The organism is Lactobacillus sp. JM1 (assembly GCF_009834385.1).
In the GTDB taxonomy this organism is placed as follows: domain Bacteria; phylum Bacillota; class Bacilli; order Lactobacillales; family Lactobacillaceae; genus Lactobacillus; species Lactobacillus paragasseri.
In genome coordinates, this window is record NZ_CP044412.1 from 1,977,357 (window position 1) to 1,996,913 (window position 19,557).

General features: G+C 35.1%; 17 protein-coding genes and 1 pseudogene. 5 read left to right on the forward strand and 13 right to left on the reverse strand.

What is annotated here, in order from left to right; translation table 11 throughout:
* Positions 1-49 precede the first annotated feature (49 nt).
* Positions 50-448, forward strand: coding sequence for an iron-sulfur cluster biosynthesis family protein (locus F3I00_RS10060; protein ID WP_020807450.1), 399 nt, complete (start codon positions 50-52; stop codon positions 446-448).
* 211 nt (positions 449-659) lie between these two features.
* Positions 660-2,537 (forward strand): MutS family ATPase, encoded by a 1,878-nt coding sequence (locus tag F3I00_RS10065; RefSeq protein WP_020807449.1) that lies wholly within the window; start codon positions 660-662, stop codon positions 2,535-2,537.
* 56 nt (positions 2,538-2,593) lie between these two features.
* Here F3I00_RS10065 and F3I00_RS10070 read toward each other — a convergent pair whose 3' ends face one another.
* Positions 2,594-3,244 carry a Crp/Fnr family transcriptional regulator gene (locus F3I00_RS10070; RefSeq protein ID WP_003656904.1) on the reverse strand — a complete coding sequence of 217 codons (651 nt, stop codon included), beginning with the start codon at positions 3,242-3,244 and terminating at the stop codon, positions 2,594-2,596.
* A 143-nt stretch (positions 3,245-3,387) separates the two neighbouring features.
* Between F3I00_RS10070 and F3I00_RS10075 the strand changes: the two genes are divergently transcribed.
* Entirely contained in the window at positions 3,388-3,945 is a 558-nt protein-coding gene (locus F3I00_RS10075) for a hypothetical protein (protein WP_020807448.1), read from the forward strand.
* Positions 3,946-4,190: 245 nt separating this feature from the next.
* Here the strand turns inward: F3I00_RS10075 and F3I00_RS10080 are convergent, their stop codons facing one another.
* The 4 genes and pseudogenes from F3I00_RS10080 to F3I00_RS10095 all read right to left on the reverse strand — a co-directional run.
* Positions 4,191-4,601: a hypothetical protein gene (locus tag F3I00_RS10080; RefSeq protein WP_020807447.1), complete on the reverse strand. Its 411-nt coding sequence runs from the start codon at positions 4,599-4,601 to the stop codon at positions 4,191-4,193.
* A gap of 115 nt (positions 4,602-4,716) precedes the next feature.
* On the reverse strand, positions 4,717-5,325 hold the full coding sequence (locus F3I00_RS10085) for an XRE family transcriptional regulator (protein ID WP_231110804.1): 609 nt from the start codon (positions 5,323-5,325) through the stop codon (positions 4,717-4,719).
* A 103-nt stretch (positions 5,326-5,428) separates the two neighbouring features.
* Complete coding sequence (locus F3I00_RS10090; RefSeq protein WP_024272995.1) at positions 5,429-6,478, reverse strand: IS30-like element ISLga1 family transposase; 1,050 nt, start codon at positions 6,476-6,478, stop codon at positions 5,429-5,431.
* A gap of 105 nt (positions 6,479-6,583) precedes the next feature.
* A pseudogene (locus F3I00_RS10095) lies at positions 6,584-6,766 on the reverse strand (helix-turn-helix domain-containing protein); the annotation flags it as partial.
* Between the two features lie 95 nt (positions 6,767-6,861).
* Here F3I00_RS10095 and F3I00_RS10100 point away from each other — a divergent pair.
* Positions 6,862-8,121, forward strand: coding sequence for an MFS transporter (locus tag F3I00_RS10100; RefSeq protein ID WP_020807242.1), 1,260 nt, complete (start codon positions 6,862-6,864; stop codon positions 8,119-8,121).
* 271 nt (positions 8,122-8,392) lie between these two features.
* Entirely contained in the window at positions 8,393-8,944 is a 552-nt protein-coding gene (locus F3I00_RS10105; protein WP_003649742.1) for a cysteine hydrolase family protein, read from the forward strand.
* 60 nt (positions 8,945-9,004) lie between these two features.
* Here the strand turns inward: F3I00_RS10105 and F3I00_RS10110 are convergent, their stop codons facing one another.
* The 8 genes from F3I00_RS10110 to rpmH all read right to left on the reverse strand — a co-directional run bounded on the left by F3I00_RS10110 (position 9,005) and on the right by rpmH (position 19,074).
* A complete protein-coding gene (locus F3I00_RS10110; protein WP_003649741.1) occupies positions 9,005-10,558 on the reverse strand; it encodes a ClC family H(+)/Cl(-) exchange transporter in 1,554 nt (517 codons plus the stop codon).
* A gap of 90 nt (positions 10,559-10,648) precedes the next feature.
* Positions 10,649-12,037, reverse strand: coding sequence for an NADP-dependent phosphogluconate dehydrogenase (gene gndA, locus F3I00_RS10115; RefSeq protein WP_020807243.1), 1,389 nt, complete (start codon positions 12,035-12,037; stop codon positions 10,649-10,651).
* 144 nt (positions 12,038-12,181) lie between these two features.
* Positions 12,182-13,990 carry a pyruvate oxidase gene (gene spxB / locus F3I00_RS10120; RefSeq protein ID WP_003656897.1) on the reverse strand — a complete coding sequence of 603 codons (1,809 nt, stop codon included), beginning with the start codon at positions 13,988-13,990 and terminating at the stop codon, positions 12,182-12,184.
* A gap of 252 nt (positions 13,991-14,242) precedes the next feature.
* On the reverse strand, positions 14,243-16,138 hold the full coding sequence (mnmG, locus tag F3I00_RS10125) for a tRNA uridine-5-carboxymethylaminomethyl(34) synthesis enzyme MnmG (protein WP_065169537.1): 1,896 nt from the start codon (positions 16,136-16,138) through the stop codon (positions 14,243-14,245).
* A 7-nt stretch (positions 16,139-16,145) separates the two neighbouring features.
* Positions 16,146-17,531, reverse strand: coding sequence for a tRNA uridine-5-carboxymethylaminomethyl(34) synthesis GTPase MnmE (mnmE, locus tag F3I00_RS10130; RefSeq protein ID WP_003656895.1), 1,386 nt, complete (start codon positions 17,529-17,531; stop codon positions 16,146-16,148).
* 108 nt (positions 17,532-17,639) lie between these two features.
* Positions 17,640-18,515 carry a membrane protein insertase YidC gene (locus F3I00_RS10135; RefSeq protein WP_003649735.1) on the reverse strand — a complete coding sequence of 292 codons (876 nt, stop codon included), beginning with the start codon at positions 18,513-18,515 and terminating at the stop codon, positions 17,640-17,642.
* Between the two features lies 1 nt (position 18,516).
* A complete protein-coding gene (gene rnpA / locus F3I00_RS10140) occupies positions 18,517-18,885 on the reverse strand; it encodes a ribonuclease P protein component (protein ID WP_003648142.1) in 369 nt (122 codons plus the stop codon).
* A 48-nt stretch (positions 18,886-18,933) separates the two neighbouring features.
* Positions 18,934-19,074, reverse strand: coding sequence for a 50S ribosomal protein L34 (gene rpmH, locus F3I00_RS10145; RefSeq protein ID WP_003648141.1), 141 nt, complete (start codon positions 19,072-19,074; stop codon positions 18,934-18,936).
* Positions 19,075-19,557 lie beyond the last annotated feature (483 nt).

Sequence of the window (19,557 nt, forward strand, 5' to 3'; positions counted from 1 at the left end):
ATTCTACTTTTTTCTAAAATAAAAATAGAAAGAGTCAGGAGGGATTACTATGGTAAAAATGACAATTAGCCAAGACGCAATTAACTTTCTTAAAAATCGTGGTTATGATAAACATGAAATAATTTTGATTGTTGATGGTGGTGGCGGTGATTATTCAATTGAAGGTGGATCTTGCAATATTGGCATGGATTACTCTCTAATTTCACTAGATACAATGAAACATGATTCACGCTATTCAGTAAAAATAGAAAATAATGCTGACTTTGAAATTTATACCTCCGATTATGATTTAGCTTTTTTAGGCGATAACTTGGTTCTAGATATCCACGATACTACCTTACGCCTTCGTAACGATTCTGGCATTTTAACTGGTGCTGTTAAGATTGCTAAGGCAAGCTTTCTTGCCGAGCAAGCTAAAAAAGGTATTATAAGTCAAAAAAATTGTTAATTAATAGTTTTACTCTCAAATATAAATTTGAGAGTTTTTATTTACCCTAATTTATAATGATTTTTTAGTAAAAATGTTATATCATTAAAATCAATAATTTAGAAAAGGACATATTGCTATATGATGCTCATTGTATTTTAGTCTCAAGGGACTAATTTACTTTCCCTTGAGAAAAAATTAAAATCTATTTTCTTAAGGAAAAAAAACAAAATTGAATAATACTGACGAAATCGAATTTTCACGTGTACGTAAACTTGTCTCTCACTATGCTGTTTCACCCGAAGCAAAAGACAAAATTCTAGTTCAGCCACTTGCCACTAAATTAGTTAAAGCAACTGCTTTACTTGATGAGACTGCAGAAATGGTCTGGATTTTAAATCATGGATTACACATACCCTTTATTAGTTCAGATGCCTTGACTCCTATTTTAAATAAGGTAAAAAAAGGTTTTATCTTAAATCCAGCAGAATTAGAACAAGTAGCAGACTTCATTAGAGTTACGCGTCTATTAGTGCGCTTTTTTAACAAGCAAAGAAATAATACTCCAATTATTGCAAGTTATTGTGATACTTTAACTATTCTAGACACACTAGAAAGCGAAATTTATAATGCTATCGAACGCGGACAAGTTTCTGATAATGCAGACAAAGATCTCGCTAAGTTAAGACAAAGAAGCAATAAATTAAGTACGAATATTCAAAATACGCTGCAAAAATATTTGCAAAGTAAAAAATATCAAACTATGCTGCAAGATTATCAAATAATTCAAAAAGATAATCATTATACCCTCCCGATTAAAGCAAGTTTTAAACATACTTTTGGTGGAAGTATTATCGATCATTCTAATAATGGGAATACAGTTTTTATAGAACCCACTAAAATCGTGCATCTTACCCAAGAAAAAGCAACTGTTGAAAATCAGATTTATTTAATTGAATCTCAAATTTTAGGTGATTTATCAGCAAAAATTTATCAAGAATTATCTCAACTAGAGGCAAATCTTAATATTATTATCGACCTAGATTGTATCTTAGCTCGTGCAAAATACTCTCAAAGTATTAATGGTAAACGACCATTGTTAAATGAACAAAATCAACTCCAATTAAATGAAATGAGACACCCTCTTTTATCTAATCCTGTTCCTCTTTCACTTAATTTAGATTCTTCTAAGCGTGGCTTGATAATCACAGGTCCTAATGCAGGTGGAAAGACTGTCACTCTAAAAACAGCTGGTTTGGCCATTGCAATGGCAGAATTTGGACTATTCTTACCAAGTTCAGGGATTTGCTCAATTCCAGTAATGACCGCTATTTATACTTCAATCGGCGATCATCAGGACTTAGATAACTCTCTGTCTACATTCTCTGCCGAAATGAAGCAAATGTCTTATATTGTCCAACATGCAACAAAATACAGTCTAATTTTATTAGATGAATTAGGCAGCGGTACAGATCCAAATGAAGGTGCTGCCCTTGCTATTGCTCTGCTGCAGACATTACAGCTAAAAGGCAGTCTAATCTTAGCAACCACTCACTATAGTGCAATAAAAGACTATTCTACTAAGCATCCCACTTTCATCACTGCAGCTATGGACTTTGATCTAAAGACACTTGAGCCAACATATAAGTTACTGTTACATCAAATAGGAACCAGCCGTGCTCTATGGATAGCTGAAAAGAATGGGATGCCTCAAGAGGTTTTAACGCAAGCCAATAATTTCTTAAATACTGGTAAATTTCCTTTAAATCAAAGCAAAATTAAATTTGCAAATAATCAGAAAAAAATCAAATCGACAGTTTCTTTTAAAAAAGGTGATCGTCTTAAAGTCCCGGAGTACGAACAAGATGTTTTATTCTATCAAAACTCGGATCTTGCAAATCAAATCATTATCTTTGTTAATAAAACTTTTAAGACAATACCAATTAAGGGAGCTAAGCTAGTTAGAAAGGCAAAAGATCTTTATCCAGAAGGTTACAATCTTGACCTATTATTCATACAAGATTGGAAAGAATATAAATTAAACAGAGATTTAAATCGTGGCTCTAAAAAAGCCTGGAAAAAATTGAAAAAAATAGACAAACTTAGATAATAATATGAACCCAGAAATTCGGACAAGAATTTCTGGGTTTTATTTACCGGCTCCTTTTACTTTGCAATTGTGATAATTTTTTTATCGACTTGAATTTTATTTTCCTTAGCCAATTCTTTTAACTTACGACTTAAAGTTTCTGGCGTAATGCCCAAATAACCAGCTAGGTCTTTTTTCTTAAGATCTAGCTTTACTTTATTTGTACCTTGTTTTTTTGACAAATCATTCAAATACGCCATAATTCTTTGCTTAGCATCCATTGAATTGCGACGCACTGTATTTTTCTCCGCAGTGACTAATTTTTGACCAAAATCATTGAGTAGACTTAAGGCTAGATCTGGCGTTTGACGAACTAATTTTTGAAAATCATTCCGTGTCATCGAACACACCCAAGCATCAGTAGTTGCCTGAATAAAATTCTCACGAGCGCTAGTCGAAAATAAATGTTCTTGGCCTTCAGAATCACCCTTATTCAGCAAGCCTAAAATCGTCTCTTTACCATCTTCATTAAGACTATAAACTTTAGCCTTTCCCTTATCCATGACAAGCAGCCCGTCTTTTCCATCAAAGGGTTGGCGAATCAAACTGCCTTTAGGAAAATATTCTTGATGCGTCGAAATGGTAACTAGCTTTTTTCTAAGTGATTCTGGTAAATCCTTAAATAAAGTGGCATTACTCAAACAAGCAAGTGGCGAATGTTTTGTCATTTTACATACTTCTTTCTTGATATAAATCAATTTTATTATATCCTATCTTTTTATAATTAACTTGTAAGCACTGATAAATGAATTTTCAAGCTTTTCGATTTATGATAGAGCTGAAGTGTTACTTAAAAGAAAGGATCGTTATTATGACAAAATATATTGCTCACATTAACCCATTAAATGCAGAAAAAATTGGTTGTCAGCCCCATGGGACAGCCGAATTTACCGAAAATGGCGATCAACTTCACATTAAAGTAGAAATGTTTGATACACCAAAGAATATCGAACACTGGGAACATTTCCATGGCTTTCCTGATGGTAAAGTCGCTCAGGCTGCAACTATGGCTCAAGATGTCAACCACGACGGCTTTGTCGATTTACCTGAAACTGAACCAGTATCAGGAACTACGATGGTGCCACTTGATGCGGATCCTGCCAAAATGAATATTCCTAACAATACTTACCCTGTCGCTGACGGCAATGGTTATTACGAATATGAAATTGATGTGCCTTTGACCGAATTACAAGAAAACTTCAAAAAAGCTTTCGGCAGCACCGATCTTCAATTAGATAAACGCGTAGTTTATGTCCACGGAGTTCCTGAGAGCATTAAATTGCCGGACACTGTTAAGGGCTGTGTAATGGATTATGATACTCACACTACCTTGCCAATTGCCGCAGGAAAGATTGAAAAAGAAGATTAATTAGATAATTAAAATTAATTGAATATTTATTCTAAAAAGCTGTTACTAATAATAGCTTTTTACTTTTATGTGTTTCATTGAGAGAGTATTAATTTTGTCGATACATTCAAGTACGTAGTTGTGATCTGATACTAATAAGACTATCGAACAGATGCAAGTTTGCACGATCCTAATGTATCGTCACCATCTGTTTAAATGAATGAATACACGAAAAAACGCAGCTTTGACTGCGTTTTTTTATTCGTTTAATATTTTTTTAAAACTATCATTACGCTTATCGCAAATACAACAATTAGACTGCCATACACAGATCCAAAATATACAAGCGGTGTCATATCAGTTTTTATTACTGTTAAATATAAAACTAAAAAGATGATAGCAAGTATCGCAAAAGTTACACTTAAAACTACTAAATTTTTATGTTTATTGCCTTTAACATCGACTGTTATGCCCATTTCTTGAAGTGCAGATATAGCTATAGTTAGTAAAAAGATAGCCACTAACGGTAAAGTATATCCTGATTCAAATCCGTGTAAGATTGATTGTACAGCAATGCCTATAAGTATTAAAAATGATTGAATATAAAACAGATTACTGTTGTTTCTTCTTCTTTTTTCTCTTACTTTATTCGTTACAGTTTTACTGTTTTCGTCTATGTTTTCCACCATCCTTTTTTAATTTTAGATAAATTATACTATATTTTTTTGTTTTTTAATTATTCTTTTATTTTTTATACATTTTTCAAGGACAATGGCTCTATCTATATTTGACTCAAAAATTATCTTTAATAAATTTTCTGAGTTCATTGCTGTATTCTTTCATGCCTGCATCTTGTAGAGTTTTAATAAAATTCTTGCACTTATTTATTTTTCCCGCATCATTACTATTTTTAATTTCAATTATATTTTTGAAAAACTCAATATCTATTTTATAAAAAAGCAATTGTGGCGTAGTTTTTATATTTTGAATCTTATTAAGAAAGTAAGAGACGTTTTCAAATTTATCATTTTCAATAGAAAAAATAAGAATATTGCATACTATGGCTAAAATAAGTTCCTGAATATTAGAGTCATTGGTGGATTGATACTGTTTTAAAATGTTCCGCGTAATTATTTCATTATCTGATAAGCTATAAAATCGCATAAAGTCGCAGTAAAGCATTAGCTTGTCTTGAGTATAAGATGGAATGTCAAAAATTTTATTTTTAATAGTCGATGTGAGCTTTTCACTATTTAGTTTTGGATTCATTAATGCTAAAAATCCATTAGTCATTAATGTTTGATAGTTTTTATCATATTCGCTTAAAGTACTTTCGTGAATAATTTTCTTAATATTATGCATCTGCTCTATATTATTAGTGTAATAAGCTTCAATCATCATATTTTCCAATTCTTTTGTTTGGCGGTATGAATCATCGCTTTTTTGACTAAAGTTATTAAAAAATTCCTGTCGTAAATTGCAATAATAAATTGAACACTTTTGGTTAAGCTGCTTGATAGATTCGATCTAATTCTCTTTCAAAGATTTCATCTGGTGTATGATAAGCTAAGATCTTTCTTGGCAATGAGTTGCACCAGGTTTCAATGTCAATGATATTTTGTAAAGAATAGTTAGCTATTGCTTCTCCTTTAGGAATGAATCTGCGAATAAGACCATTGTGTCTTTCAACTGTTCCCTTATCACAAGAAGTGTAAGGATGGGCATAGTAAACCAGTGTATTGGATGCTTCTTCTAGGTTGGAAAGATCCGCAAATTCTGAACCATTATCAGTGGTAATAGTTTTAAAAATATCATTCCAGTGTTCACTGTATTGTCTTTGGAGTTCTTTAAAGGCCTGCATGACACTGATAGAAGTCTTGTCGGGAATACGAATAATTAAGAATTCACGACTCATGCGCTCAGATAAGGTTAACAGCACTTCATCATCTTTAGTCTTATGTCCAAGGACCAAATCGCATTCCCAATGACCGAATTCATTACGTTCACTAATTTCTTTTGGACGTTCTTCAATACTTCTGCCAAGCTTTTTCTTGTTTTTGCGAACACGATGAAGCTTGGTATTGCGTTTAAGCTTCTCAGGCAAGTCGTAATTATAAATGCCTAATAAGCCCTTATCAACGTAATTATAAAGAGTTTTGGTGCAGACAACATCGCTGCTAGAGAATTCGCCAGCAACAGTGGCACGATTACTGCAAACATCAAGCGACCAACCGTCTTTAAAGAAATGTTTGTGGACATAGTGAATAAATTGATTTTTTTTGAGAAAGTCTGATTTACGCCCACAATTTTTACGATGAGCTTGATATACATCATGTCCTTGAGTAGCCTTGTATCTTTTGACTTTACCATGATACAGTTTTACAGTGCCACGTTTAACCTCATAACTGATAGTAGAAGGAGAACAGTTGAGTTCACGAGCAATTGCACGCAAAGAGCAGCCATCTTTCAAACGCAATTGAATAATAACTCGCTCTTCAAATGATAAATGCTTTCCTTTAACGTGCCGATTCATGGTAGAATGTAAAGAGTCCATTTTGACCTCCAATAGAAAGTTTTTGTGGTTATTAACATTCTATCAAACAGGTCCGAATGGACTTTTTATTTTTCTAAAGTGTTCAATTTGATTTTACAATCAACGAAAAAATTCCTGTACAGAAATATTGTTATATTGAAGCAAGCCTATTAAATTGTCCGCTGTAATTTGACTTATATTCTTTTCTACTTTTGAATAATAAGACTGCGTAACAATTGAACCAATAAATTTTCTTTGGCTCTTGTTTTGTTTTAAACGATATTCTTTCAAAAGACTGCCAATCATCATATTTATCTCTCTTTGTAATGAGTCATATATGACTTATTTTACTATATATATCGCTAATTTGCTAAGCTCAACCTAATTAAACGAGGTGAATATGAATGAATATATTTTTAACTAATAAAAATTATCGTAGATTTTCAATTGCTAGTTTTCTTTCTAGCGCAGGTGATATTCTTTTCTACTTGGCATTTATGACTTATGCAAGTAAATTAAAAAACTATTCTTTAGCACTTTCATTAATTGCCATTTCAGAGTCTTCACCTAAATTATTTACAATTTTTGGCGGCTACTTTGCAGACAAAACGCGACATAAATTTAAAAATATATTTTTAAGCGCCATTATTCGTTGTGTTTTATATGGCATCGTTGGACTGCTATTTATCAGTAATGTCAATCAATGGAGTTTAGTAATTATTGTTGTAATAATTAATTTGATTTCAGATACATTTGGAGCTTATTCCAGCGGATTAGTTTCACCATTAGTCGTTGATCTAGTAGGAAAAGATCATTTCGGAGAAGCAGAGGGTTTTACTAATGGGGTTAATGAAGTTATTAATATAGCAGCACAGTTTATAGGTTCAGCATTGCTGCTAATTATGTCATACTCATCCCTTGCGTTTTTGAATGCTATTTCATTTTTACTTGCTGGAATTTTGTTTGCGAGTGTGGGACTGAGGCAAAAATCTATTGAGTCGCTTAAAAGCCATGAAATTAATACTCAATCGTTTTTGGTAACAATGAAGACGTCTTTCAAGCAAGTTAAAAAGCAGGCTGGTCTTTTAGAGGTTGTCTTGATTGTTGCAGTTTTGAATGGATCGCTAAGTTCAATGGGATCATTAATTCCAATTATGATAGCAGCTCATAAAACAGCAATGGTAATTTCAAGATATAGTTTTACGATTGCTTTGATGGGTGTGGTTTTAGCTTGCGGAGCTGCTTTGGGAAGTATGTTTGGTACGCAATTGTTTAAGAAATTCACAATTTTTTCTATGACAATTCTAGCCACTTTAATCGCTTTAATGACCACTTTTGCGATTTTTGCAACTAGTATCTATCTTGTTTTAGGATTGTATTTTTTATTAGCATTAACAGCCAGCGCAACTTCAATCAAATTGACACAATGGCTAGTAACGTCTGTCGAGCATAAGATTTTAGCTTCTACTGTCGGTCTATTAAACACTATTTTGATTGCGTCTGCTCCTTTGATGACTACTATTTTAACAACTGTTTCAGGTGCAACCAATATAAGATATGCCCTTATTTTGCTTGTAGTTTTAGAAGTAATTACTTTTTTGATAGAACTTAAAGTAAGTCATAAGGTAAAAGCAGCCTCAATCATATCTTCTATAAAGGAGTGAAATATTTATTTATACCACTTTTTTATGTCTCAACAGTTCAAGAGATTAGAACAGTCACTTTGCATGATTTTTCATAATTTGTTGCGGTGGTGCAAGTTTAGCCATGCTGGTCTGCAGCATTGTATTACTCGCAAGTTTCATTATCTGCTTAATTTGGGCACCAGAAACTTCACCCAAATTCAAAAAAGAATAGCTAATTTTAAAGTCTCACTTGAGGCTTTTTCTTTTGTGGCTCATAATAGCCATAATTATATTTATAAAGGAGAATACTATGACTCAAGAAGCACTCTTAATCATCGATTACACTAATGATTTTGTTTCAGACAAAGGCAGCTTAACTTGTGGCAAACCTGCTCAAGAACTTGAAAATGAAATTGTCAATTTAGCAGATTCATTTTTAAAGCAAAATAAATGGGTAATTATTCCCACTGACCTACATTTCCCAGGAAATAAATATCATCCCGAAACTAAGTTGTTTCCACCGCATAATTTACCCAACACTTGGGGTCGGCAATTATATGGCAAGCTGCAAACTTGGTATGATGCCAACAAAACAAATGATCATGTCATCTTCATGGATAAAACGCGCTATTCTGCTTTTGCAGGCACTAACTTAGATCTTATTTTAAGAGAAAGAAAAATCGATACTCTGCATCTGACTGGTGTCTGCACCGATATCTGCGTCCTTCATACGGCAATGGATGCATATAATCGTTGCTATAATTTAGTAATTCACCAAGATGGTGTTGCAAGTTTTGATGAAAATGGACATAAATGGGCCTTAAATCATTTTAAAACTTGCCTAGGTGCGACTATACTTTAATTACAAAAAATAAGCCCTCTAGCTTAAATTTGAGCTAGAGGGCTATTTTGTATATTTAAGCTATCCATCTAATTCGACACCTTGCAATTTTTTAATTGCATCATAGACTTGTCCGCGTCGATTTTGATCAACAGCTAGCACTAATAAATCGCCAGCTGCAATCACAGTGTCTCCGTGAGGAATAATATCTTGACTGCCGCGATGAATAACTTTAATTAAGGTATCATCCGGCCATTTAACATCTTCTATCTTTTCATCGACTAATTTACTGCTTTCATAGACTGGGATTGAAATTTGATCTTCTTCGCCGCACAATCCCTTTTCACTAGATTTTGGCTCCATAGCAGCCGCTAAGCTATCATAAATTGGACGGCCGCCAAGTAATTGGTCAACTAACAAAGCAATAAATGCTACAACAGCTAACGGCATTAAATGTAACAGCGATCCGACCATTTCAGTAATTAAAATAATCGCTGTAAATGGTGCTCGAATAATTGCTGCAAAATAACCAGCCATGGCAAAAATAATTAAATTAATAACTAATTTTTGTGGCAATAATCCCAGCTGCACCATAAATAGACCGTAAGTTGCGCCAATTAAAGCACCCATTGTTAAAATTGGTAAAAAGATGCCGCTCGGCAGACCCGAATCATAAGAAACAATTGAAAATGCAATTCTAATTACATAAAAAATCGCCAGCATCCCTACTAAATTCCAACTGCTATAAGCAATTGACTTAGGCAAAGACAAAATCAAATGATTACCTGGTCCAGTAATTAGCGGCAAATAATACATAATCGGCATTAAGATCACTAGTGGAATCAATCCGTGTAGCCAGCGCGGAATAAAAGTGATTTTTGCATAAAGCTTTTTAAAATTAAACAAGCCCAATTTATATAAGTGTCCTAAAAGTCCTAAAATAAGTCCTAATAACACTAAATGCCAATAAAGTGGCATTGGGAAGGAATGATTGTAAGCTAAAGCTAAAGCTGGTTTTTGACCAAATAAGTTAGATACAACAAAGTTCGAGGCAATCGCACCCACCAAGGCATTCATCCACACACGTGGCGAAAAATTATGAAAAATTTCCTCTAAAACAAACAACGCACCACTTAAAGGAGCACCAAAAGCAGCTGATAAACCACTGGCAGCACCTGTTGCTAGCAAAACTCGTGAATTTGTTTTAGTTTGCTTAAAGCCTTGGCCGACTCCTTGACCAATTGTGGAACCTAATTGAAGCGATGGTCCTTCTGGTCCTAAAAACAAGCCTGTTCCAATAACCATAATGCCGCCGATTAACTTTCGCCACAAAATCGGCCACCATTGCAAAGTTAATTTTCCTTGCATTTGTAATTTAACTTCCGGAATACCAGACCCACCAACGTGCGGATATTGTTTAACAAAATATCCTGCAATTATGCCAGTTAATGCCAGTCCTGCTACGATTACAATAAACCATAATGGATTTTGGTGCGACTTTTTAAATAAATCGAGCCAAAAAGCTTCGGTTTTACCAATTCCATATCTAAAAAATCCCACTACAACTCCAGCAATTAATCCCACGCATAATGCTTGCAGCATTAATTTGAGATTGCTTTTTTCTCCGTATCTCATACTTTCCCGCTTTCTGATTGATATAAATATTATTTTAACGCAAAAAGCCACTACTAATGTAGTGACTTTTTAGTTTCATGTGAAACATTATTATTTTTCTTCATACCATTCAGTATGGAAAGTACCTGGACGATCATTTCTTTGGTAAGTGTGAGCACCAAAGTAATCACGTTGTCCTTGAATAATATTTTGAGGTAAACGTGGATTAAAGATTGATTCTAAGTAGTTCAAAGCTGCACTAAGAGTTGGTGTTGGTACGCCAGCATCAGCAGCAGCTTTAACAACTTCTCTTAAAGCACTAATATTTTCTTTCTTTACCTTATCGAAAAATGGAGCCTTGAACAAGTTTGGTAAGTCTTTATCAGCATTATAGGCAAACTTAATATCATGAAGCATTTGTGAACGAATAATGCAACCAGCTTCCCAGTTTTGAGCAATAGTTGAGTAGTGCAAACGCCAGTTATAAGCTTTTGCAGCCATAGTTAATTGTTCAAATCCTTGGCCATATGAAACAGCCATTGCTAAGTATAAAGCTTTTGCAAGTTGATCAACTAAATCTTTTGGAGCCTTTTCTGGATCAATCTTTGGTTCAGGATCATCTCTTAAAGTTGCTTTTGACATGAAACGTGCAAGAACAGCTTCTGCAATAACAGTAATTGGGGCACCAAGACGAATTGCGTCTTCAAGCATCCAGTTACCAGTTCCCTTATAAGAAGCTTCATTTAAAATATGATCAATGATATGATCATTAGTTAAATCATCTTTTTGCTTCAAAACCTTAGCAGTGATTTCAATTAAATAAGCTTGAAGTGCGCCTTTATCCCAATTCTTAAAGATTTCGCTCATTTCATCATTTGAATAGTGACCAACAGTACGCAAAACATCGTATACTTCAGAAATAATTTGCATAATACCATATTCAATACCGTTGTGAACCATCTTCACATAGTGACCACTTCCAGCTGGCCCAATATAACCAACACAAGGTTGACCAGTAGGTGTTTTTGCGGCCATAGCTTCAAGAATTGGCGATACTTCTTCATAGGCTTTTTCGTCCCCACCTGGCATTAAGGCTGGTCCATTCAAAGCACCTTCTTCACCACCAGATACACCCATTCCGATAAAGTGAATACCATGCTTTTCCATTTCTTTATAACGACGATTAGTATCATGGAAATTAGAGTTACCACCATCAATCACAATATCGCCCTTATCTAAAAGAGGCAATAATTTTTGTAAAGTTTCATCAACTGGTTTTCCAGCCATAATTTGAACTAAGATCTTACGTGGCTTTTCTAATGAATTTACAAACTCTTCCCAAGTATAAGTAGGCTTTAAATCTTTATCTTCATATTTTGCTAAAGCATCAACCTCTGGTTTATCAATTGAAAATCCAGAGACAGAGTAGCCATGATTCTTAACGTTTAAGGCAAGGTTTTTACCCATAACGGACAAGCCAATAACCCCAAATTGTTGCATATTTTTGCCTCCACATATTTAATAAAATTCTTCATCTACTAGTATACTTTTTTATTGCAAATTTCGCACAATTTTGCTTACTTTTTATCAAAAAAATAAAGAGTTCAACTATGTGAACTCTTTATTTAATTATTTCCTAGGAAATTAATGACGTGATGCGCCTGATGAAGCATCTTCCTCTGCTTCGACTGGTTCTGCCTCAGTGTGTTCAGAAGCACCTGATGCGGCATCTGCTTCAACACCATACTTGCCAGCAAAGTAACTAAATGGTTTCAAAGCTTGGGCATCATACTTAGCAACGAATGCTGGATCATCCAAAGTATTCAACTCAGTTGAATATGGCATATCATGAGTAATCTTACAGTCAATTAGAACTGGGCCTTCCATTTGTTGAGCAGCTGTTACTGCATCTTCAAATTCTCTCTTATTGCGAACAGTAAAGCCCTTTACATTCATACCTTCAGCACTCATTGCCCAATCGTTATCAGGAAGCTTTACACCTGATAATGGTTGATGTGATTCATCAACTTGTTCAGCTTCAATGTAGCCTAAAGTTTCATTAGTGAAGACTACGTTAATTACATGCATGTTGTAACGTGCTTGGGTCAAAAGCTCTTGATTCATCATAGCAAAGCCACCATCACCAGCTAGGTTCCAAACTTCACGGTTTGGATAAATAGTTGCTGCAGCAAGAGAAGCTGGAGCACCATAACCCATAGTTGCATAGAGTCCTGAAGTAGTCCATTTTTGATCACCGTGCAAGTGCATTAGACGATCAAAGTTAATGTTTACGTTACCAACATCTACTGCAAATACTGCATCGTCAGCTGCTTTTTTGTTGATGACATCAAAAATTGGTTCAACTCGCATTGGAATTTCATCTGAATCATTAAAGCTTTCAAGCCAAGCTTCCCAGTTTTCACGGTCAGCAAGAGCTGCCTTATACAATGGAGATTCTGGACGACTTTCACCTGCTTCAATTAAAGCACGTAAAGTCTTCTTAGCATCAGCTAACATTGGAACAGTTACTGCATGGCGTTTACCTAATCTCTCAGAATTAATATCAATTTGAATTACTTTTGCATTAGGGTTAAAGAAGAAGACTGAGAATGGTGAATTATTACCAACCCAAACAACTAAATCAGCATGAGTTTGAATATCGTTACTTGGCTTAGCACCAACACGACCAATTGAACCCATATATGCTGGAAATTCATCTTCAACAATTCCTTTTCCTAGAACTGATGAAACTAGTGGCATCTTGAATTTATCAGAAAATTCTTTCAGTTCCGCACTAGCATCTTCAGCACCATGACCAAAGTAAACAATTGGATTTTCAGCATTTTTAATTAATTCAAGCGCCTTATCAACCTGTTCCTTACGAGGTGCTGGGAAGTTAGGTACAACTTTATGCGCTGCAGCATTGTTGCGGAAATTATCCTCGATTTTATCCCAACCAAAGTCCTTAGGTAAGATTAAAACTGCTGGACCTTTTCTTTGATAAGCTTGACGAATTGCTTCATCCATCAAAACTGGAATTGATTCAGCTGTTTTTGCTTGGTGATTCCAAACAGCAACAGGATCAAACCATGGCTTTTCATCAAAAGCTTGGAAGAAGTCAATATCTTGACGGCTTGTTGGAACGTTAGCAACAATAGCAACCATTGGAGTCTTATCATATTTTGCATCATAAAGTCCATTCATTAGGTGAACTGCACCAGGACCAGCAGAACCAAAGCAAACTCCAACTTTGCCACTAATCTTATATTCAGCAGAAGCTGCTAAAGCACCAGCTTCTTCATGTCTTACTTCAATAAATTTTATCTTATCTCTCCAGTTATGAATTGCGTTCATTGTTGAGTCAAATGAACCACCTGGGAAACCGTATATATGGTCAATTCCCCAGTCATACAAAACTTGGAACATTGCATCTGAACCACTAATTTTCGTCATAGTCTATAAGCATCTCCTTAATGATTTTTCTTACACCTTGATTAAAGCACATTTATTAGCTAATTGAAAGCGTTTGCCATAACTGATATATCAATATTTAGAGCATACTTAAAAATAATTATTTCACAAACCATTTACCTTTTTGCTTAACTTATCGGTAAAACACAATTTTAAAGTGTGATTAAGTGATCATACTCAACAAAAAAAGCAAAAAAACTTTTAAAAATTTTTTTGCTTTGATTCAATTATTATTTATTTCTTTATTTTAGCAATTCTTCCTTGTTGAATATAAGCAGTTAAAATTGCTAAATCAGCTGGATTAACCCCAGAAATTCTTTCAGCTTGAGCAATAGATTCAGGACGAATTTTTTCGAATTTCTGACGTGCTTCAGTAGCCAAGCTTGGAATTGCATTATAGTCAATATCTACTGGTATTTTCTTTGACTCTAATCGATGTAACCGATCAACCAAAGTCTTTTCTTTTTTAATATAGCCTTCATATTTCAATGCTATTTCCACTTGTTCTTTGACATAACGATCAGTAGCTAAAGTTTGACCACTTAATTTTTCAACGGCATCAAAAGTGACGCGGGGACGCTTCAAAAAGTCTGCTCCGCTAACTCCTGCATTCAAACGGTCCTGCTTGACGCTAGCCAAATATTCTTGTACTTCATCAGTTGGATGAATTGTAACTTTTTTAATAGCTGCCATTGCCCGGGAAATAGCCTGCTTTTTTGCTTCAAATTTTGCATAGCGCTCTTCTGAAATCAAGCCTAACTTATGCCCCTTTTCAGTCAAACGTAAGTCGGCATTATCATGACGAAGAAGAAGACGATACTCTGCCCTACTTGTAAGTAGACGATATGGCTCATTAGTTCCCTTAGTTACTAAATCATCGATCAAGACACCAATATAAGCTTCGTCTCTTTGTAAAGTAAAGCCAGGCTTATTTTGAGCACTCAAAGCAGCATTGATTCCAGCAATTAAACCTTGTCCAGCAGCTTCTTCATAGCCTGAAGTTCCATTCATTTGGCCAGCAGTAAAGAGATGCTCAATATTCTTAGTTTCTAACGTGGGCTTTAATTGCCAAGGCTCAATGACATCATATTCAATAGCATATCCTGGACGCATTAATTCTGCTTTTTCTAACCCAGCAACACTATGAAGCATCTTTAATTGTACTTCTTCAGGCATTGATGTAGAAAAGTCTCCTACGTAGATTTCTTTAGTATTGCGTCCCTCTGGTTCTAAGAAAATTTGGTGACGATCTTTATCTGCAAAGCGGACTACTTTGTCTTCAATTGAAGGACAGTAACGTGGGCCTACGCCTTTAATAACTCCAGAAAACATTGGTGCTCGGTCAAGGTTAGCTCTAATAATATCGTGAGTGACAGTATTGGTATATGTCATATAGCAAGACATTTGATCTTTTAAGTAGTCACTATCTTTACTTGTGTAAGAAAAATGTCTCGGTTCCTTATCGCCAGGCTCTTCCTGAGTCTTTGAATAATCAACTGTATTACCATCAACACGTGGAGGAGTACCAGTCTTAAAACGACGTAATTTAAAGCCTAATTTTTCAAGATTTTCAGGCAATTTAATTGATGGCAAAGAGTTGTTAGGTCCTGAAGAATAAGTTAATTCTCCAATAATAATTTTCCCTCTTGCAGATGTTCCAGTGGTTAAAACTACGCTTTTAGCATGATATTTTGCACCAGTATTAGTTATTAACCCTTTGCATACTCCGTCCTCAACGATTAATTCATCTGCAACAGCTTGCCGCAAAGTTAAATTAGGTTCATTTTCAATGGTATCTTTCATATGTTCATGATATTGCCACTTATCTGCCTGTGCACGCAAAGCTCTAACTGCAGGCCCTTTTCCTGTATTAAGCATTCTCATCTGAATGTAAGTCGCATCAATATTCTTACCCATTTCTCCGCCAAGTGCATCAATTTCACGCACAACGGTTCCCTTTGCTGGGCCACCAACTGATGGATTACATGGCATAAATGCCACCATATCTAAATTAATAGTTAAAAGAAGGGTTTTTTCTCCCATACGAGCTGCCGCTAAAGCCGCTTCAACCCCAGCATGTCCAGCTCCCACAACAATAACGTCATACTCGTTTGATTCGTACGTTTTCATTTTCATCCTACTTTCCAAGACAGAATTGACTAAATAACTGTGTAATTAATTCGTCAGGTGCACTTTCACCAGTAATTTCACCTAAAGTATCCCAAGCATTTTTTAGATCAATTTGAACCAAATCTAAAGGCATAGCATCATTAATTCCGCTAATTACATCCTCTAAAGACTGTTTTGCCTTAGCTAATAATCCAGCTTGTCGTTGATTCGTTACCAAAATTTGATTTTGAGAATTTTCTATTCCGCTAAAGAATAATTTCTCAATAGCATTCTCAAGTGCATCCATATTCTTTTGTTTTAAGATCGACGTTACAATAATAGGATTATCGGTAAGGTTTTTGATCATTTCCTGGGAAATTTTCGTACCTAAGTCCTGTTTATTCAAAATAATGATCCGCTTTTTATTTGCAGTCAAATCTAATAATCTCTTATCTTCAGCTGTTAAATCTTGACTTGCGTCAAGGAGCAAAAGAACTAGGTCAGCTTCCTTAATAGCCTTCTTAGAACGTTCAACGCCAATTTTCTCAACTTTATCTTCTGTGTGGTGAATTCCAGCGGTATCAATCAGCTTAAGTGGAACACCCTTAACAGAAACATACTCTTCAAGCGTATCTCTAGTAGTTCCAGCAATATCGGTTACAATCGCTTTATCATCTTGAGTTAAATAGTTCAAGAGCGATGATTTTCCAACGTTTGGTCTACCGACAATTGCAGTTGCTAAGCCATTACGGATAATTTTGCCTTCTTGAGCTGTTTGAAGTAACTGCTCAATTTGTTTTGAAACTTCTTGTGCTTTCTTTTTCATTTCCTGAGAAGTTAAATCGTCCATATCATATTCTGGGTAATCAATATTAACTTCTTCATGAGCCATTGTATCGAGCAGCTCTTGGCGCATCGTCTTGATTTTTTCTAGCAAGCCACCAGCTAGTTGAGTCATCGCAACTTGGCGAGATTTATCAGTTTTAGCTCTAACAATGTCCATTACTGATTCAGCTTGAGTTAAATCAATTCGGCCATTCATAAACGCACGTTTAGTGAATTCACCTGGGTCTGCCATCCTGGCTCCATTGGCCAAAAGCAATTGCAAAATATCGTTGGTAACAATCATTCCCCCATGACAATTTATTTCTACCATGTCTTCTCTAGTAAAAGTTTTCGGCGCACGCAACACACTGACCATCGTCTCATCGACAACTTCCTGCGTTTTTGGATCAACAATATGTCCATAGTGAATTGTATGCGTAGGAACTTTAGTTAAATCTGCTCCCTTAAAAAGCTTATTCGCAATCGCTACTGCATCTTCACCAGATAGACGAACAATTGAAATTCCTCCTTCGCCAATAGGAGTAGAAATTGCAGCGATTGTATCAAATTGCGTTAATACTTGTGCCATTTTTCACCTACATAAATAATTAAATAAAAAAAGTGCCCACTCCACCACTATAAAAACAATGATGGATAAAGCACTTTGACTACTTTATCTTAACAATTTAAAGATAATTTATTTTTGTTTTTTACGTCCTAAACGTTTGTATACACGACGAACTTTACGTTCACGTTCACGTTCTACCTTCTTTTGCTCTTCCAATTCACGTTGATACTTGAATGGATTTTGCAAAATGAAGGTTTGAACTACTTGGAATAAGTTTGAAATCACCCAGTAAAGTGAGATCGCAGATTGGATACCAATTGCTGAAACCCCAATGATAAGAGGCATTAAGTATGTCATTCCCTTAGTCATTCCATTTTGTGAGGATTGAGGCGTTGACATTTGACTAATATACGTACTTATAAAAGTAAATGCAGCTGCCAAAACAGGCATGATGTAATATGGATCGGGACGCCCTAAATCCATCCACAAAAACCGACCATTTTGCAACTGTGGAGTCCGCCAAATTGCTTGATACAAGGCATACATAACTGGTAACTGAATTAGCATCGGCAAACATCCAGTATACGGATTAATACCGGCTTCTTTATACAACTTACTAGTTTCTTCTTGCAGCTTTTGACGTGACTCAACATCCTTACCAGGATACTTTTTACGCAATGCATCCATCTGTGGTTGCACTTTTTGTTGCTTAGCCATGCTCTTAATAGAAATGGCATTCAATGGTAATAAGATTATTCTTACTATAATAGTAAAGATAATGATTGCCCAACCATAGGAATCACGAACTAAACTTGCAATCCAAAGAATAAATTGGGAAATATAGTAAACAATATACCGATCCCACCAATTGCCACTAGTATGAGAAATAGGAGCAACACTTGATCCATTAGTAGATGCACAACCTGTAACTACTAAAGCTAAGGTTAGCATTCCTAGACCTAATAGAATCAGTTTCCAATTTTTCTTAGATAAATGATTTCTCACTCTACTTTTCCTCAGTTTCCGTCTCTTCGTTTGATAAGACTTTAGCTAGCCTTAAGACATGAATAAGATTCTTTTTGGTTCGTTCCATGTCAAAATCTCTTGCATAAGGCCTAGCGATTACTAAAAAGTCTAAATCAGACCTTATCTCTGGCTTAAGTTCTGTCAGTGTAGCACGAATGAACCGTTTGAGGCGATTACGTGCTACCGCCGTATGACCCACTTTTTTCCCAACAGAAATTCCAACGCGAAAATGCTTTTGTTTTTCTTTGGGCAAAGTATAGACAACAAAGCCTCTATTAGCCATTGACTGTCCTTCTTTAAAAACTTTTTGAAAGTCTCTCTCAGTTTTTACACGGTAGCTTTTTCTCAATCTAGTTCATCCTTACTTAAATTAAAAAAACCACTGAGCTTCAGTGGCTTAAGCAGATAAGACTTTTCTACCCTTTTTACGGCGTCTTGCTAAAACCTTACGGCCGTTTGCTGTAGCCATACGCTTCATAAAACCATGAACGCGTGAACGGTGACGCTTCTTAGGTTGGTAAGTTCTCTTAGTTGACATTAATGTTGCACCTCCGTTTTTCAATGCTTAATAAGCACAATTTCTAAAATAGAATAGCATATTTACGCCTAAAAACCAAGTCTTTATCAAAATTTTCCTAAAAAGAAAAGCTTTTTTAAAGTTATTTTTAAATTATATTTTGTGGATATCTTGGATATATATTTCTGCGTGCTTTTTTATCAACAAGATAATTCTCAGAGTTATGCACAATTCACACCCTGTTCAGAATATAATAAACACCCTGTGCATAAGTGAATACTCCTCGGCAGAAATACTGATGTATCGCTAAGTTTGAACCCACATGAATTTGTGGATAATGCAAAAATGAAATTTTATTTCAAAGATCAGTGGATTTCTATTCTCTCTTTTCCACATACTTGTGAATTTGTTAGTTATTTTTGTTCCTTGTGGAAAACTTTTAAAATTCATGCTAAACTTATTTTGACTTAATCTGTGGATAATACAGTATTTGGAGGAATTTTT

Coding starts and splice junctions, on each gene's coding strand:
- F3I00_RS10060 (WP_020807450.1), top strand. CDS start 50: ATGGTAAAAATGACAATTAGCCAAGACGCAATTAACTTTCTTAAAAAT.
- F3I00_RS10070 (WP_003656904.1), bottom strand. CDS start 3,244: ATGACAAAACATTCGCCACTTGCTTGTTTGAGTAATGCCACTTTATTT.
- F3I00_RS10075 (WP_020807448.1), top strand. CDS start 3,388: ATGACAAAATATATTGCTCACATTAACCCATTAAATGCAGAAAAAATT.
- F3I00_RS10085 (WP_231110804.1), bottom strand. CDS start 5,325: ATGATGATTGAAGCTTATTACACTAATAATATAGAGCAGATGCATAAT.
- F3I00_RS10090 (WP_024272995.1), bottom strand. CDS start 6,478: ATGGACTCTTTACATTCTACCATGAATCGGCACGTTAAAGGAAAGCAT.
- F3I00_RS10100 (WP_020807242.1), top strand. CDS start 6,862: ATGAATATATTTTTAACTAATAAAAATTATCGTAGATTTTCAATTGCT.
- F3I00_RS10105 (WP_003649742.1), top strand. CDS start 8,393: ATGACTCAAGAAGCACTCTTAATCATCGATTACACTAATGATTTTGTT.
- F3I00_RS10110 (WP_003649741.1), bottom strand. CDS start 10,558: ATGAGATACGGAGAAAAAAGCAATCTCAAATTAATGCTGCAAGCATTA.
- gndA (WP_020807243.1), bottom strand. CDS start 12,037: ATGCAACAATTTGGGGTTATTGGCTTGTCCGTTATGGGTAAAAACCTT.
- spxB (WP_003656897.1), bottom strand. CDS start 13,990: ATGACGAAAATTAGTGGTTCAGATGCAATGTTCCAAGTTTTGTATGAC.
- mnmG (WP_065169537.1), bottom strand. CDS start 16,138: ATGAAAACGTACGAATCAAACGAGTATGACGTTATTGTTGTGGGAGCT.
- mnmE (WP_003656895.1), bottom strand. CDS start 17,531: ATGGCACAAGTATTAACGCAATTTGATACAATCGCTGCAATTTCTACT.
- rpmH (WP_003648141.1), bottom strand. CDS start 19,074: ATGTCAACTAAGAGAACTTACCAACCTAAGAAGCGTCACCGTTCACGC.